18 protein-coding genes are annotated in these 15,675 nt (G+C 68.7%); 8 read left to right on the forward strand and 10 right to left on the reverse strand.

Features of this window, described 5'->3' with window-relative positions; genetic code table 11:
- Positions 1-2 precede the first annotated feature (2 nt).
- Genes OX958_RS09535 through OX958_RS09555 form a run of 5 tightly spaced genes read right to left on the reverse strand, consistent with a single transcriptional unit; the run spans position 3 to position 5,784 of the window.
- Entirely contained in the window at positions 3-1,601 is a 1,599-nt protein-coding gene (locus tag OX958_RS09535) for a glucoamylase family protein (RefSeq protein ID WP_270136891.1), read from the reverse strand.
- Positions 1,602-1,632: 31 nt separating this feature from the next.
- Entirely contained in the window at positions 1,633-2,445 is an 813-nt protein-coding gene (locus OX958_RS09540) for a carbohydrate ABC transporter permease (RefSeq protein WP_270136892.1), read from the reverse strand.
- Positions 2,445-3,338: a carbohydrate ABC transporter permease gene (locus tag OX958_RS09545; RefSeq protein WP_270136893.1), complete on the reverse strand. Its 894-nt coding sequence runs from the start codon at positions 3,336-3,338 to the stop codon at positions 2,445-2,447. The genes OX958_RS09540 and OX958_RS09545 overlap by 1 nt, the downstream gene beginning before the upstream one ends.
- A gap of 6 nt (positions 3,339-3,344) precedes the next feature.
- A complete protein-coding gene (locus OX958_RS09550; RefSeq protein WP_270139019.1) occupies positions 3,345-4,637 on the reverse strand; it encodes a sugar ABC transporter substrate-binding protein in 1,293 nt (430 codons plus the stop codon).
- A gap of 13 nt (positions 4,638-4,650) precedes the next feature.
- Positions 4,651-5,784, reverse strand: a complete 1,134-nt coding sequence (locus tag OX958_RS09555; protein ID WP_270136894.1) for a LacI family DNA-binding transcriptional regulator — start codon at positions 5,782-5,784, stop codon at positions 4,651-4,653.
- A 127-nt stretch (positions 5,785-5,911) separates the two neighbouring features.
- On the opposite strand from OX958_RS09555, the gene OX958_RS09560 reads away from it, so the two are divergent.
- A complete protein-coding gene (locus tag OX958_RS09560) occupies positions 5,912-6,499 on the forward strand; it encodes a histidine phosphatase family protein (RefSeq protein WP_270136895.1) in 588 nt (195 codons plus the stop codon).
- A 16-nt stretch (positions 6,500-6,515) separates the two neighbouring features.
- Positions 6,516-6,893, forward strand: a complete 378-nt coding sequence (locus OX958_RS09565; protein WP_270136896.1) for a hypothetical protein — start codon at positions 6,516-6,518, stop codon at positions 6,891-6,893.
- A gap of 19 nt (positions 6,894-6,912) precedes the next feature.
- Here OX958_RS09565 and OX958_RS09570 read toward each other — a convergent pair whose 3' ends face one another.
- On the reverse strand, positions 6,913-7,317 hold the full coding sequence (locus OX958_RS09570) for an NUDIX hydrolase (RefSeq protein WP_270136897.1): 405 nt from the start codon (positions 7,315-7,317) through the stop codon (positions 6,913-6,915).
- A gap of 78 nt (positions 7,318-7,395) precedes the next feature.
- Here OX958_RS09570 and OX958_RS09575 point away from each other — a divergent pair, with 78 nt between their 5' ends.
- The 4 genes from OX958_RS09575 to OX958_RS09590 all read left to right on the forward strand — a co-directional run bounded on the left by OX958_RS09575 (position 7,396) and on the right by OX958_RS09590 (position 10,115).
- On the forward strand, positions 7,396-8,277 hold the full coding sequence (locus OX958_RS09575) for a PHP domain-containing protein (protein WP_270136898.1): 882 nt from the start codon (positions 7,396-7,398) through the stop codon (positions 8,275-8,277).
- Positions 8,274-8,891, forward strand: a complete 618-nt coding sequence (locus OX958_RS09580; RefSeq protein ID WP_270136899.1) for a MarC family protein — start codon at positions 8,274-8,276, stop codon at positions 8,889-8,891. Before OX958_RS09575 ends, OX958_RS09580 begins: the two co-directional genes overlap by 4 nt.
- 91 nt (positions 8,892-8,982) lie before the next feature.
- Positions 8,983-9,807, forward strand: coding sequence for a hypothetical protein (locus OX958_RS09585; RefSeq protein WP_270136900.1), 825 nt, complete (start codon positions 8,983-8,985; stop codon positions 9,805-9,807).
- Positions 9,804-10,115, forward strand: a complete 312-nt coding sequence (locus OX958_RS09590; protein WP_270136901.1) for a hypothetical protein — start codon at positions 9,804-9,806, stop codon at positions 10,113-10,115. The genes OX958_RS09585 and OX958_RS09590 overlap by 4 nt, the downstream gene beginning before the upstream one ends.
- 34 nt (positions 10,116-10,149) lie before the next feature.
- On the opposite strand, the gene OX958_RS09595 is transcribed toward OX958_RS09590, so the two are convergent.
- The 3 genes from OX958_RS09595 to OX958_RS09605 are packed head-to-tail and all read right to left on the reverse strand — an operon-like array spanning position 10,150 to position 12,723.
- Complete coding sequence (locus tag OX958_RS09595) at positions 10,150-11,103, reverse strand: ABC transporter ATP-binding protein (protein ID WP_270136902.1); 954 nt, start codon at positions 11,101-11,103, stop codon at positions 10,150-10,152.
- A 2-nt stretch (positions 11,104-11,105) separates the two neighbouring features.
- Positions 11,106-11,933 carry an ABC transporter permease gene (locus OX958_RS09600; RefSeq protein WP_270136903.1) on the reverse strand — a complete coding sequence of 276 codons (828 nt, stop codon included), beginning with the start codon at positions 11,931-11,933 and terminating at the stop codon, positions 11,106-11,108.
- The gene (locus OX958_RS09605) at positions 11,926-12,723 is read right to left on the reverse strand and encodes an ABC transporter permease (protein WP_270136904.1); all 798 of its coding nucleotides are present in this window, start codon (positions 12,721-12,723) and stop codon (positions 11,926-11,928) included. Before OX958_RS09605 ends, OX958_RS09600 begins: the two co-directional genes overlap by 8 nt.
- Before the next feature lie 317 nt (positions 12,724-13,040).
- On the opposite strand from OX958_RS09605, the gene OX958_RS09610 reads away from it, so the two are divergent.
- Both OX958_RS09610 and OX958_RS09615 read left to right on the forward strand, forming a co-directional pair.
- Positions 13,041-13,559: an RNA polymerase sigma factor gene (locus OX958_RS09610; protein ID WP_270136905.1), complete on the forward strand. Its 519-nt coding sequence runs from the start codon at positions 13,041-13,043 to the stop codon at positions 13,557-13,559.
- Complete coding sequence (locus OX958_RS09615) at positions 13,556-14,623, forward strand: hypothetical protein (RefSeq protein WP_270136906.1); 1,068 nt, start codon at positions 13,556-13,558, stop codon at positions 14,621-14,623. The genes OX958_RS09610 and OX958_RS09615 overlap by 4 nt, the downstream gene beginning before the upstream one ends.
- 145 nt (positions 14,624-14,768) lie before the next feature.
- On the opposite strand, the gene OX958_RS09620 is transcribed toward OX958_RS09615, so the two are convergent.
- The gene (locus OX958_RS09620; protein ID WP_270136907.1) at positions 14,769-15,626 is read right to left on the reverse strand and encodes an alpha/beta fold hydrolase; all 858 of its coding nucleotides are present in this window, start codon (positions 15,624-15,626) and stop codon (positions 14,769-14,771) included.
- Positions 15,627-15,675 lie beyond the last annotated feature (49 nt).

A 15,675-nucleotide genomic window follows, 5' to 3' on the forward strand; every position in this document is an offset into this window, starting at 1 on the left:
TGTCAGTCGAGGCCGGCGGTGAACTGCTCCATGGCGATCAGCGGCTTGACCTTCCGGACCACGTCACCGGTGGCGAAGTTGCGGCGGATCACGTCGTTCGCGAAGACGTTGCCGATAGCACCCATCACCATCGCCTGGTCCAGCGACAGGTAGCGGCGGGCGATCAGTCCGGACTTCACCGCCACCGAGTCGAAGAACCCACCCCTGCCGTACGCGTGCAGTCTCGACTCGATCCGGACCAGGTTCTGGATCGCCTGCCGTGGGGCGTACTGCATCGCGAGGAAGGCCGCATGCGGAGTCACCACACCGTCGCCGTACTTCGGGTTCGGGTTGACTCCCTCCCGGCAGCCGTCGAAGCCCGCGTCGTAGTTGGTCGCCTCGAGGTCGGACGGGTAACCACCCGGGTCCATCCCGATCGCGTCCACCCCGTAGACGGAGTACCCGCCCTTCGGGTTGCTCGCGGGGGAGAAGCCCCAGTAGCCGTACTTCGCCTCGTCCAGCCCGTGCTCGATGTGGGCCCGGACCGTCAGCGGGTGGTTGATCCCCCAACTGCGCGGTGCCCACCGCGACTCCGGCACGAACAGGTCGGGCATCAGCGACTCGAACATGTCGCCGCCCCAGGACGGGACCATCCGCATCCCGCGATAGGAGTAGCTGCCCTCGAACACGTCGATGCCGAGGTAGGTGCGGTGCACGCCGACCGGCTTCTGCTCGACCCAGGCCCAGTCGCAGGACTCCGGGAAGGTCCGGTAGGTGGCGAAGTACTGCTGCGGCGGGACCTGGCCTCGGGCGATCCCGATGTACGGCGCGATCCGGGCCTCGGTGTTGCAGGTGTCGTAGTGGAACTTGCGGTAGAACACGTCCGGACCGGTCCCGGCGTGATTGCCCCGGTCGGTCTCCTCGTCCGGCGGTGAGGTCTCGAAGAAGCCGCCCCGCATCAGTCCGCCCGGCCGGACAGCGGGGTTGTAGTAGTAGGCGAAGTTCATCTGGTTCAGCAGCGAGTCGGCCAGCCGGCGGACCCGCGGCTCGGCGTTGCGGACCACCATCAGCGCGGCGGCGAACCAGCCGTTGTCCACGCTGGAGACGAACGGCGTGATCGGTTTGGTGCCGTCCGGGTCGACGGTCAGCACCGCGCCGGTCGCTTCGTCGTACCAGTTGAAGTACATGCCGCTCGGCTCGTGGTGGTCGACCTTCGCCATCGTCGTCAGCGTCCGGGTGAGCCGCCGGACGGACTCCTGCGGGGAGATGATGCCGAGCTCGCGGGCGACCACGGTGCTCCACAGGTAGCCGCCGATGTTGGTCGGCGACGTGTACTTGCTGCGCACCGGGTCGGTGACGGACTCGCCGATGTTGTCGGCGGGAAGGCCGGTCCGCTCGTCCGTCATCGCGACCAGGCTGCGCCAGGTGTCGCGGGCCCAGCGGCCGACCAGCGCCCGGTCGTGGCGGCTCGGATGCCAGCCGCCCTTGAGCAGGGCGCCCGGATCGGGGCTCGCGGCGCCGCGCGGACCGGCGTACGAGCTGGTGGTGAGGCCGGCGGAACCGGCGAGAGCGGCAGTACCTGAAACTGCCAACAGGGTGCGTCGGCTGATGTTGGCGGTCATCGGAGCCTCCAGAATCGCTTGTACTACGGGGTTATTTGATGCCGGTGATGGCGATGCCCTTGGTGACATGGCGCTGGAAGGCCAGGAAGATCACCAGCACCGGTACGACGACCACGACCGCGCCGGCCATCAGCAGGCCGAAGTTCTGCGCGTTCTGTCCGGTCGAGTACAGGGCGAGGGCGACGGGCAGGGTGTACTTCTCCTCGGTCTGGGCCACCACGAGCGGCCAGAGGAAGTTGTTCCAGGAGCCGAGGAAGGTGAGGATCCCAAGAGTGGCCAGGGCCGGCCTGGTCAACGGGAGCATGATCCGGGCGAAGATGCCGAGCTCGCCGCTGCCGTCCACCCGGGCGGCGTCCATCAGGTCGTCGGGCAGGCCCTGGAAGAACTGCCGCATCAGGAAGACCCCGAACGGGGACACCAGGAACGGCAGGATCAGGCCGGGGTAGGTGTTGGCCAGCCCGGCGTTGGTGACCAGGACGAAGAGCGGGACGAAAGTGACCACGCCGGGAATCATCAGCGTGCCCAGCACCACGACGAACAGGGCGTTGCGGCCGCGGAAGTTCAGCTTGGCCAGCGCGTAGCCGACCATCGAGCAGAACAGCAGGTTGCCGGCCGTCACGGCCAGCGCCACGATCGTCGAGTTGAGGAAGTACCGGGGGAAGTTCGCCTTGCTGAACAGGTCATCGTAGTTCTGCGTGGTCGGTGCCTCGGGCCACCAGGTCGGCGGCACCCGGAGCAGCTCACCCTGGGTCTTGAAGCTGCCGAGCAGCATCCACAGGAACGGCGCCGCGACCGCGACCAGCCCGAGCACCGCGATCAGGTAGATCCACCAGGTCCGGCGCATCACTTCTCCCTCAGCAGACGGAACTGGACGAAGGTGACGACGGCGATCACCACGAACAGCAGGTAGCTCATCGAGGTGGCCAGCCCGTAGTTGCCGAAACCGAACTGCTGGTAGGTGTACATCGACACCGAGATGGTGCTGTTCAGCGGACCGCCCTGGGTCATCACGAACGGCTCCTCGAAGAATTGCAGGTAGCCGATCCCGGTGGTCACACTGGTGAACAGCACGGTCGGCCGCAGCAGCGGCAGGATCAGGTACCGGAACCGTTGCCACGAGCCCGCACCGTCCAGCTGGCCGGCCTCCTCGACGGTCTGCGGGATGCCCTGCAGCCCGGCCAGGAAGATGATCATCGCCGAGCCGAAGTTGCGCCAGACCGCCATCATGATCAGCGACGGCATCGCCCAGGTCTCCGAGGCCAGCCAGTTCGGCCCGTCGACGCCGATCCAGGACAGCACCGTGTTCAGCAGGCCCGCGTCCGGCGACAGCACGAACCGCCAGATCACCGCGATGGCGACGATCGAGGTGATCACCGGCAGGTAGTAGCCGACCTTGAACAGGCTCTGGAACCGCTTCACCCCCCGGTCCAGCAACAGCGCCGCGGCCAGCGCGAGGCCGAGCGTCAGCGGGACCCCGACCAGGACGAAGTACGCCGTGTTGAGCGCGGCCTTGCGGAACGTCTCGTCCGACAGCGCCTTCAGGTAGTTGTCGAGGCCGACCCCGTTCACCGCGAACGGGGTGCGCAGGTCGCGCTGTCTGAGGTCGGTGAAGCTCATCCCGAGCGAACCGAGCACCGGTCCGGCCGTGAAGGCCAGGAACAGGACGACGAAGGGCAGGGTCAGGATCCAGGCGGCGGCGGTCTGCCGCCCGGAGCCACCTCTCACGGCTGCACTCATCAGCGATCAGCTACCGGTGCCGATCGACGCGGCCTTGGTCTGGATCGCCTTCGCGGTGTCGGCCGGGGACTGGCCGGACTTGGCCATCTTCTCCACCTCGGCGTCGAACGCGGTGGCGACCTGCTCCCAGTTCACGATCGCCGGCGGTGCCTTGGCGTCCTCGAGCTGCTTGCCGAAGACCGGCAGCAGCGGGTCGTTGGCGATGCTCGGGTCCTCCCAGGCGGTCTTCACGGCCGGCAGGTCGGTCGACAGCTTGAACCACTGCGCCTGCGTCTTCGCGTCGGACAGCCACTTGACCAGCTTCCAGGCGCTGTCCTTGTTCTTGCCGTTCTTGAACACGACGAAGTTGCTGCCGCCGACGAACGAGGTGGCGGTCCTGTTCTTCGGCAGCTGGAAGACGCCGATGTTCTTCTTCATCGCCTCGCCACCGAGCTTGGCCACCGAACCGGCCATCCACGGTCCGGAGATGAACATCGGCACCTGGCCGCTGACGAACTGCGCCTCGGTCTGGTTCGGCGGCAGGTCGGTACCGGCCAGCTTGTCGGTGAAGAAGCTCTGGTAGTACTTCAGCCCCTCCTGCATCTCCGGGGTGTCGAAGGTGAACTCCTTCTGGTCGTCCCCGGTGATCGCCGCCCCCGCGGACCACGCGAACGGCATCACCGTCTGCCAGGAGCCGGTGCCGCCCGGCTGCAGGTTGATCCCGTACTTCGCGCCGGCCTTCTCCTGCATCGCCTTGGCCATCGCCTTGAGCCCCTCCCAGTCGGTCGGGGGAGTGGTGATGCCGGCCTTGGCCGCCAGATCCTTGCGGTAGTAGACCAGCCGCGTCTCGACGTACCAGGGGACGCCGTAGCTGGTGCCGCCGACCTTGGTGGTCTCGTTGGCTCCCTCGAAGAAGCCGGCGGTGTCGATGTTGCCCGGGGTCGGGTCGAGCGCGTCCAGGTCGGCGAACTCACCCATCCAGGTGGTGCCGACCATCGCGGCGTCCGGAGTCGTCCGGGCGGTGATCGCGGTGGTGAACTTGCTGTGCGCGGCGTCCCACGGGATCGGGGTGACCTTCACCTTGACGCCGGGGTTGGCCTGCTCGAAGGCGGCGGTCAGCTTGGGCAGGTTCTCGCCCTCGGTGCCCATCGCCCAGACGGTCAGCTCGCCGGTGGCGGGCCCGTCGCCGACGCTGGTCGTTGCCTTGGGCGCGGCCTCTCCGGTCTCGGCCGAACGGCCGCAGCCGGTGAGTACCAGCGCTGTCGCGGTCAGTGCCGCTCCGCCGATCACCAGTCGGCGGCGGGTGGTAGGGGTGAACATCACTTGTTTCTCCTCAACCGGTCGATCGAATAGCTGGTCTTTCCCCCGGTGCCGTGCCGCAACTGCTGCGCAGCACGAGTTCCGTCCCCAGTACGTCGTTACGTCCCCGCGTCCGCTCCCCGGTGATCCGCTCGTGCAACCGCTGAGCGGCCAACCTGCCCAACTCGGCCATCGGCTGCCGAACCGTCGTCAGTCCTGGCGACACGTACCGGGCCGCCATCACGTCGTCCCAGCCGGTCACCACTACTTGCTCGGGTACGTCGATGCCGCCGTCCCCCAGCGTCTTCAGAACCGCTAACGCCAACTCGTCGTTGGCGCAGACCAGAGCGTCAGGCCCTGCGGACCAGCGCCGCTCGCCTCCTGCCGCACCCCCGCCGGCTCCCGCGGTGCCCGCTTCCGCGGTGCATGCTCCGTCTTGCGTTTCCGTCCGGCTTGTTGCTTCTAGCAACTTCTTCGCGAAGGCGGCCCCAGCTTCTTCGGTCAGCGGCACCCGCTCCGGCTCCGGCACAGCCAGCCCTCGCGCCCGCAGCGCCGCCGTGAAGCCGGCGTAGCGTTCGGAGACGTCGTACGAGCTGGCGGGATCACCGGCGAACAGCAGGTTCTTCCGGCCGTGCTCCAGCAGCCGGCTGGTCAACTGCTCAGCGCTGGTGGCGCTTTCGGTGCGGACCGAGTCGCAGCCGGTCACCGGCGGGCGGGCGACCAGTACGACCGGTACGTTCGCCCGGCGGAGGCCCTGGATCGCGGGCAGGTCCAGTGCGTTGCCGTGGACAACGATCCCGTCGACCCGCCCGGCCAGGTCCCGCAGGCTCCGCAGGGGATCAGGATTGCCGTGCGTAACGGTCAGGATCACGCTCTGGCCGTGCTCACCGGCCCAGCGTTCGTAGCCCATCAGCAGATCGCCGTAGAACGGGCCGGCCAGGTCGGGCAGCACCAGCCCGTGCGCCTCGTGACGCTGGACCGCGAGGCTGCGGGCCGCCCGCAGCGGCACGTAGTTCAGCTCTTGCGCCGCTTGGTCGACCCTCGCTCGGGCCTTCGCCGACACCGGGCCGGTCCCTTGCAGGACACGCGAAACCGTCGCGATCGACAGCTTCGCCAGCGCCGCGACATCGTAGATCGTCGCCGGCCTGCCTGCCGATCCGGACGCCATCGGTGTCTCCTCCCAGCCCTCGCGTCGGACGAAATGGAAGCGCTTACAGTTTTCGACCTTGCCCTGTGGCGGGCCGATCGGTCAAGGGCTCGACCCTGGTTGTCCGGCTTTCTGCGACGATGGCGGGGTGACCACACACGCGGAGTCGACAGAGCGGAAGGACCGGCTGTGGCTGGTTCGCCACGGCGAGACCGAGTGGAGCAAGTCGGGCCGGCACACGTCGACCACCGACCTGCCGCTGACAGAGGAGGGTGAACGGATCGCGTCCGCGCTGAAGGACCGGCTGGCGGGCCAGGAGTTCGACCTGGTGCTGACCAGCCCGCGTCAGCGCGCCCGGCGTACGGCGGAGATCGCGGGGTTCGGGCACGCCGAGGTCGACGACGACCTGGTCGAGTGGAACTACGGCGACTACGAGGGCATCACCACCGCGGAGATCCGCCAGACGGTCCCTGGCTGGACGGTCTGGGCGAATCCCGTACCCAACGGCGAAACCCCGGCCCAGGTCGCCACCCGCCTGGACCGCGTCAACACCCGGATCGCCGCCGTCGACGGCGACGTCCTGGTCTTCGGCCACTCCCACGCCCTCCGCGCCCTGACCGCCCGCTGGCTGGAACTCGACGTCACCGAAGGCCGCCACTTCGTCCTCAACACCGCCACCGTCTCCATCCTCGGCTGGGACCGCGGCTCGCCCGCCATCCACCAGTGGAACGCCTGACAGCCACACTGGAGAGATGCGCCGCACCCTGCTCACCAGCATCGCGCTGACGCTCGCCCTGGCGGCGTGCTCGAAGACCATCGACTGCGCTCCCTGCGGCGGGGCCGGCGTCATCGACGTGCGCTCGATTCGCAGCGGAGCCACTGGCATTCGGGTCTGCATCGACGGCCAGTGTGGCCGGCTTCGGCCGATGCCGGCTGACCCTTATGGGATCTGGCTGAGCTCAGAGGTCTACGACGCCTCGAAGATCGAACTGGAGCTGTACAACGGAAAGAAGTACCTCAAGTCGTACTCTGGCCCGCTCGACATCCCGGCCCCCGACCTGGACGACTGTGTCTGCGACGAGTTCGAACTGGCCCCCAGCGACAACAACACTCTGATTCGAGTGAACTGACCCGGGAAGCACCAGTTGCTCAACCCGGTAGTGCGTTCCACTGTGCCAGGGTCGAGGCGAGCAGCGTCGTGGTCGGCAGGTTCTCGAACTCCTCGCGGCTCACGAACCGGGCATCCAGGGCGTCGTCGCCGGCCACCAGCGCGCCACCGACCGACTCCGCCTGGTAGTCGCGAATCACGTAGAGCTTGCCGTTCGGGGCATCCCGCTCGACCTCACCGACCAGTTCGCCGACCGCGACCTGCAGCCCGGTCTCCTCGGCGACCTCCCGCGCCACCGCGGTGGGATCGTCCTCGCCCGGCTCGACCCGGCCGCCGGGCAGCGACCACAGCCCGCGGCCCGGTTCGTTGGCCCGCTGGACGACCAGCAGCCGGTGCTGTTCGTCGTACACGAGAGCACCGACACAGTCGACCCGCTGCTTTTCCATGGGAAGACGATAGGGCCGTCAGCCGAGCCCGATAGCATCAGCGCTGACAGTTGTCCAGAGAAGGGATCCCGATCACTCGTGCGCATCGACCTGCACACCCATTCGAACCGCTCGGACGGCACCGACCCGGTCGACGTCCTGATCGCGCACGCGAAGCGGGACGGTCTGGACGTGATCGCGCTCACCGATCACGACACGGCCGACGGCTGGGGCGAGGGCCGGCGTGCCGCCGAGGACCTCGGGATCGGCTTCGTGCCGGGGATCGAGATCTCCTGCAAGCTGGACGGCATCAGCGTGCACCTGCTCGGCTACCTGCCGGACCCGTCGTACCAGCCGCTGGCCGCGGAGCTCGCCACCGTCCGCGAGGGCCGCCACGACCGGCTGCCGTCGATCGTGGCCCGGCTCAACAGCATGGGCGTCCCGCTGACCGTCGACGAAGTACTGGCCCAAGCGACCGGTACGCCGTCCGTCGGCCGCCCGCACGTCGCCGACGCGCTGGTCGCCAACGGCACGGTCGCCAACCGCAGTGAGGCCTTCGACCGGTTCCTCGCCGACGGGCGTCCGGGGCACGTCTCGCACTACGCGATCGAGCCGGGGCACGCGATCGACCTGGTCCGCGCGGCGGGCGGCGTACCGGTGATCGCTCATCCCTGGGGCCGGTCCAGCCACAAGGTGATGACCGCCGAGACGATCGCGCGGCTCGTCAGTGAGCACGGCCTGGCCGGGATCGAGGTCGACCACCAGGACCACTCGCCCGAGTCGCGGACCGCGTTGCGCTCGATCGCGCGGGACCTCGGCATCATCCAGACCGGGTCCAGCGACCACCACGGGGTGGGCAAGATCGACCACGAGCTGGGTGTGAACACGACCGACCCGGAGCAGTTCCAGCGGCTGCTCGAGGTCGCCAAGGCGAACGCGGCCGCCGCCGACGCCACCGCCCCCGAGGCGTACCTGCCGTGAACGACATCATCAACCTCTCCCTGCTGAGCTCGGTCTTCGTCACGCTGTTCGTGATCATGGACCCGCCCGGCACGGTGCCGGTCTTCATCTCGCTGACGGCCGGACAGTCCCGCGCGGTGCGCAAGAAGGCTGCCTGGCAGGCGGTCCTGGTCGCCTTCGGCGTGATCGTCGTCTTCGCCGCTTTCGGGCAGCAGATCCTGAGCCAGCTGCACATCTCCCTGCCCGCGCTGCAGTGCGCGGGCGGTCTGCTGCTCCTGCTGATCGCGTTGCAGTTGCTGACCGACACCGCCGAGGACCCGGTCCAGACCAAGAACGTGAACATCGCCTTCGTCCCGCTCGGTACGCCGCTGCTGGCCGGCCCGGGCGCGATCGTCGCCACCATGGTCTTCGTCCAGCGGGCCGACGGAAAACTGGCGGACGTGATCGCGATCTCGGTCGGCATCGTGCTGATCCACCTGGTGATGTGGCTGACCCTGCGGTTCTCCGGCCTGATCATGAAGCTGCTCGGCGAGAACGGCGTCCTGCTCGTCACCCGGATCGCGGGTCTGCTGCTGAGCGCGATCGCCGTCCAGCTGGTGGCCGACGCGGTGACCGACTTCATCAAGGCCGGCTGACCTCCGGTCGGTTATCCACAGATCCTGATTCTCACCCCACCGACGGCGCGCGGCTCTCTACGGTTGAAAGACCGAATCCAGAGGGGGACAGATGCCGCCGCCGGGCCTCACCGACGTACCGGAACCGCGCGAGCTGCGCGACGCGTTCGCCCAGCACGGCGAGGTCGACTGGGGCGCCGACCTGCCGACGACAGCGGAGATCGCCCGGCAGTACGGCGTACCGGCGACCGTCCGCAGCCTCGAGTTGCTGAAGCGAGCAGTAGCCACCGAGCCCCGCATCACGGCGCAGGTGCTGGCCGCGATGCCACCGTCCGCCGCGCCGTACCAGCTGGCGTCGAGGATCAAGTCGCCGCACTCGCTCGCCCGCAAGCTCCGCGATGCTCAGCGGGCCGGCCGGGAACTGCCGCCTGAAGACTTGCTCCGATACACCGTGTTGACCGAGCACGAAGATGCGCTCGTCGCCTCCACCCGCCGGACCATCGAGGGGCTCGGCGACTCGGGATGGCAGGTCACCTACGCGATGCACTCGTACACGGAAGACTCGCGGTACAAGGGGATTCACGCTCACCTCGCGACTCCGCCGGGAGAGACCGTCGAGGTGCAGTTCCATTCGCTGGCCTCGGCGAAGGTCAAGGAGGCGACCACGCCGTACTACGAGATCGAGCGCAGCGCCGACGCGACTCTGAGCCAGCGGGCCGCCGCACGGCAGGAGTGTGTGCGGCTGTCCGCCACGCTGGCAGCTCCCCGAGGCATCGACGGGCTGAAGGTGCTGGGCGGGATCCGCCTCGAGGTGAACAACTACAGTGACTCCCGGCAGCGGACGAAGGCGAACTCGTCGGGCAGCGCAACGGATGCCGGCCGCCCGAGCGTAGGTCAGACACCGACGACGACCAGAACTGACGGGATCCAGCGATGAAGCTCTACTTGGTGAAGGAACGGGACCGGTCGGTCTGGGTGGCCGCGCTGGCCAGCGAAGTGATGTACAGCTACGTGGCCAACACCGGCAAGTTCCACGACAATCTTGCCCTGCGCAACGACTTCTACATGGAACGCCACTTCACCTACACCGAGATCGGCAGCGCCGAGGCGCGGAACCTCATCGGCGCCGACCTCGGCCGGCTGGACGAAGACGACTATGCCGACGTGCTGGCCGAGTGGCGGGCCGACCCCAAGCCGCTCGACCCCGCCGAGGTCCTCTCCATGGCGGCCGGCTTCAACCCCTGACGGCCCCACCGCGACAGTTGACAGCAGGCAGGCGTCAGCCGGGCTCGCCGGCGTACAGGCGGGCGATGATCGACTCGATGGTGGGGTCGGAGATCGACAGGTCCACCAACGGGTACGAGGCCGCGATCTGCGCCACCAGCGGGGCCGCGCTGGTGGTGGGGGGAAAGGTGAGGTGCTGGCGGGGGCCTTCGGTTCGGGTGACCGTGGTGCCGGGGATGTCGATCGGGGGCAGCGAGGTGGCCAGGTCGACGATCAGGGTGCGCGGGGCCGACTGGCTGGCTCGCAGGCCGGTCAGGGTGCCGTCGTAGACCTGCCGGCCGTGGTCGATCACCATCACGCGGGAGCAGAGCGCTTCGATGTCGTCGAGGTCGTGGGTGGTGAGGATGATCGTGGTGCCGCGGTCCCGGTTGACCTGGGCGAGGAACTCCCGCAGACGGGCCTTGCTGATGATGTCCAGGCCGATGGTGGGCTCGTCCAGGTAGACGATCTCCGGGTCGTGCAGCAGGGCGGCGGCGATGTCGCCGCGCATCCGCTGGCCGAGCGACAGTTGCCGGACCGGGACGTCGAGCAGATCGCCCAGGTCGAGGAGTTCGACGAAGGTGGCGAGGTTCTCCAGATGCCGGGCCCGCGGTACGCCGTACAGCTTCTGCAGCACCGCGAAGGAGTCCCGCAACGGCAGGTCCCACCACAGCGTGGTGCGCTGGCCGAAGACGACGCCGATCCGCTTCGCCAGCTTGAGCCGGTTGCGCGACGGGTCCACGCCGGCCACCCGGATCGCGCCGCCGGTCGGGACCAGGATGCCGGTCAGCATCTTGATCGTGGTCGACTTGCCCGCGCCGTTCGGCCCGATGTAGCCCATCACCTCGCCGGGCTCGACGGTGAAGGTCAACCCGTCGACCGCGCGCACCTCCCGCTGGGTCCGCCGCAGCCCCACCCGGCCGCGCACCGTGAAGGCACGTGACACGTTCTCCAGTTCGATCACGGACACAGCTAACTCCCTGTACTGCGATAGCGACGGAGCCCGCCTCGCCAGGCCAGGGCCGCCAGCGCGAGCATCGCGAGGGCGACCACCGGGGCGAGCAGGCCGATCCAGGACGGCAGCCCCAGCGGGGCGGGTTTGCCCAGCACGTAGAGCACCGGGTAGTAGTTCACGAAGGCCAGCGGTACGACGAAGGTGACGGCGCGCACCACGTCCTGGCCGAAGACCACCAGCGGGTACTGGGTCAGCTGCTGCCCGCCGTAGGTGAACGAGTTGGCCAGCTCGGCCGAGTCGATCGAGACGAACTGGAACGCGGCGCCGAGCACGAAGATCGCGCCGAAGATGATCGTCCCGCTGACCATCGAGACGCCGAGAACGATGCCCTTGGCAACCGTCCAGTCGAGCTCGGTCCGCGGTACGGCGACGGCCAGCACGAGCGCCGCCTGCAACGGCCGGCCGATCCGCCGCAGGACGAAGTCGTTCGCCACGGCCTGCAGGAAGGCGGGCGCCGGCCGGATCAGCCAGACGTCGAGCTCGCCGGTCCGGATGTGCTGCCCGACCCGGTCGAGCGACCCGGTCAGCAGGTTCGCCAGCCCGAGCGTCATCGAGGCGGTGCCGTAGAGGATCGCCATCTCGCCCAGGCCGAACCCGCCGAACGACTCGATGTGGCTGAACATCAGGAATACCGCGACGAAGTCCGTCCCGGTGATCAGGACGCCGGTCAGCAGACTCAGCGCGAACGACAACGGATAGGCCAGTCCCGACCGCATCCACATCGCCACGAGCATCCAGTACTGGCCGGGCCAGCCCATCGCGGTACGCAACCTCGACTCAGCCACCCGCGATCACCACCTTCCGCGTCGCGTAGTAGGTCGCCAGCTGCCCGGCCAGCACCAGTGCCAGCACCCAGCCGCACTGGAACGCCAGTGCCGAACCGATCCCGCCGGGGTTGCGCCCCAGCCAAACGTCGATCGGCACCTGCAGCGTCGCCGCCCACGGGGTGGCCCGCGCGACCTCGCCGATCCAGCCCGGGAAGAGCACCAGCGGCAGCGTCGAGCCGGAGAAGAACAGCGACAACGCCATCGCCAGGTTCTCCATCCCGCGCGAGTCGGTGATCCAGAACCCCGACAGCGCGACCAGGTACCGCACGCCGAAGCTGACCGTGATCGCGAGGACGATCGCGAGCGCCACCGCCGCCCACTGGCGCGCCGACGACGGGAAGGTCAGGTCGAACACCAGCGACCCGACCAGCAGCGGCGCCCCGCCACGGACCAGCAACTGGAACGCGGCCCGGCCGGCATCGACCGAGAGCCACCACAGCATCAGGTGAGCAGGCCGGTACAGGTCGACGGCGATCTCGCCGGTCCGGACCCGCTCGCCGAGTTCGCTCGTGCTGGTCGCGCCGAAGATCCCGACCGGCAGCAACAGTCCCTGCTGCAGCCAGACGAAGGTGAGCGCGTCGGACACGTCGTACCCGCCGAGGCCGGGCCGGGCGCTCCACAGCGTCAGGTAGACGCCGCAGAAGATGAACCCGAACACCGTGTTGGTGAAGATGCCGGACAAGGTGGCGATCCGGTACGTCGAGAACCGGCGGAACGACCGCGCCGCGATCGCCCAGTACACGCCCATCGGACCTCCTTCGGAACACTGGTGTGGTGTCTCGAAGGGGCGCAGCGGCACGCAGAACCGCCCCCGTTCCGGAACGGCCGGGGGGTTCGGACACCACTGTGGCGGCAGGCGGAAGCCGTGCCGTTGTCAAGGGAAGGAACCGGACAGTACGCCGGGCCGCCGCGCAGCGTCAATCGGATTACCGCAGCCGCGAGGCTGTGTCAGGACCGTGATGGTCCTGGGGCCGCGAGACCATGACTTGGCGTGACCCCTCTCGTTGACTTGCCGGAGGGCCCCAACCGGATCAGTGTTCCCGGGGTAGACAAGGTATGCCGACGATGACGGAAGACCCGATGCCGGCGCGGCATCAGCCTGGTGGTCCACCAGTCGACAGCGGCGCCTTCGTCGACTGGGTGCGCCCGCATCTGCCGGCGATGGCCAGATTGGCCGCGCGGCTCGCGGTCGGTGCAGACCGCGACGACATCGTCCAGGAGGCGCTTACCCGCGCCTGGCAGAAGCGCCACCAGTACGACGGGACGCGGGGTGCCGCCTCCTCCTGGTTGCTGGCGATCACCGCGGACCAGGCCCGGAAGGCGGTCAGGCGGTTGCGCCCGGTCGCCGAGCTCGCCGACCACGACCAGCCGGTGGCCCGACCGGACGTCGAGGCGCGCGTCGACGTCGACCACGCGGTCGCCGAACTGTCGCCCCGGCAGCGCCTGGCGGTCGACTGCTTCTACTTCGCCGACCTGTCGATCGCCGACACCGCGGCCGTGATGGATTGCTCCGAAGGCACCGTCAAGTCAACTCTTTCCGACGCGCGGGCCCGCCTGCGCTCCTTGCTGGAGGTCAGCGAATGAACCCGACCGACAAGGTCGACGACCTGCTGGCGAAGGCCGGTGCCCAGTGGCGGGCCGGCCAGCCGTCGGCCCCCGAACCGGACCTCGACCGCATCACCGGCAGCACCGATCGGCACCGCAGACGCCGCTGGCTGGTCCCTACTCTGGCGGCGGCCAGCGTCGCCGCGATCGCCGTCGCCGCCCTGACCGTGCTGCCCGACACCAAGGAGCCGGCCGTCGCGCCGCCGGTCAGTAGCCCGACCCTGCAAACGGCGGAGGGCGGTGTTCCGTCAGGGAAGCCCAGCGCCGAGGAGTTACTGGTCCGCAACGGTGACAAGGTCGTGGTCGATGGCCAGGTCATCGCCGCGCCGGGTAAGGATCCGGTCTTCTGTCCGCCGGTCGCCCGCCACGCGATCGGATACCCGCCCGGGAAGGAGCCCGCGCCCAACTGCCCCGAGGAGATCTCGGTCAAGCTGATCGGCGTCGATCTCGGCAAGCTCAGCGAACCGAAGCTCACCAAGGGGGTGCGCTCCGGCTTCGCCCACCTGGTCGGTCGCTGGCAGGACCGGACGCTCACGGTCGAGGAGCAGTCCGCGCCCCACAAGGTACAGACTCCGGCCGAACCGCTTCGTTGCCCCACGCCTTCTGGGGGCTGGCCGTCGCGACCGAGCAACATCCAGTCGCAGCCGGTGCGGAACTTCCTCGAGGCCAACCGCGCGGTGATCGCCAGCCTGCGCTCGGCCTACCCCAACGGTTACAGCCGCAACGCTCCGGTGGTGATCGCCATCGGGGTCGCGCAGGGTGATCCCGCGGCCTTCCGGAAGACGTTCGAGAAGGTCTATCAAGGCAACCTGTGCGTGTTCGCGGGCAGACTCAGCCAGGCCGACAGCGAACGGATCGCCGGCGCCATCTCCGACCTGCTGCCGAACCGTCGGGACCTGGCGATCCAGCTGGTCGGCGGAAGTGGCGACGACGGCCTGGTCCAGGTGGGGATGCTGGTGTTCGACGAGAAGGCGAAGACCGCCTTCACCCCGTTCGGCCTGCAGAACCTGATCCTCGACGTCGCGGTGAAACCGGTCCGCTGACCTCACCACTGGGTATGTTTCCAACCGGGCTGAGCAGCCTGGCGCTGACCATCGCCAGGCCTGTTGCACCAGGCCGGCGATTTGAAGACGCGCCGGGCAGTCGCTCCCATTCTGCCCGGCGCGTCGTTATGTCAGCTCGGCACACCTATTGCCGGTGGAAGAAGTCCACCAGCAGCCGGGCGGTCGCGGCCGGCTGCTCGATCGCGGGGGAGTGGGCGGCGTCCGGCACGACCTGCGCCTTCACACCCAGCCGCTCGGCCATGTCGTCCTGGACCGCCGGCGGCCAGCCGTCGTCGGACTCGCCGTACACGACCTGGGCGCGGACCCCCGTCGCGGCCAGCTTCTCAGTCCGGTCCTCGGAGTCGAGCAGTCGCCTGGTGACGGCAGCGAGCCCGGCCGGAGTGTTGCCGGTGAACCGCTTGCGCAGGAAGGCGGCGACGTCGTCGGACGGTACTACGTACCGGAGTGCCTCTCTGTCGTGCTCCAGCTTGATGTCGTACACCTGCTCGATCGGCAGATTCTCCAGCCCGTACGCGAGCATCTGCAGGCCTTTCAGCTTCATCTCGTCGCTGAACGCGCCGGGCCCCGAGCACAGCAGCGTGATGGTCGAGAACACACTCGGGTCGGTCAGCACCGCCTCGCGTGCGACCAGCCCGCCGAACGAGTGCCCGACCAGCTGGCTGTAGCCACCAAGCGCCTTGCTCATCGCCACCACGTCGGCACCCAACTCCGCCAGCGAGTACGCCGCCGGGTCGTCCGGACCGGGGGTCTCGAACTGGCCACGTTGGTCCACCGCGACCGCGATCCATCCGTACCGCGCCAGGTGGTCGACCAGCGGCGTGAAATCCTCCTTGCTGCCGGTCCAGCCGGGGACCAGCAGCACGGTGCCCAGCGGCGTACCGATGTCGGGCCTGGCCTGCAGGGTGGCGAAGTCGCCACGATCGGTCTCCAGCGTCGCGGGGTGGACTCCGTCGGGCAGTGTCAGCGTGCGCGGCGTACTCACGGGTCCAAGGTATCGGGTGCGGGGTATCGGGTACGGTCCGGCGTTCCGC

The organism is Kribbella sp. CA-293567 (genome assembly GCF_027627575.1).
Classification (GTDB): domain Bacteria; phylum Actinomycetota; class Actinomycetes; order Propionibacteriales; family Kribbellaceae; genus Kribbella.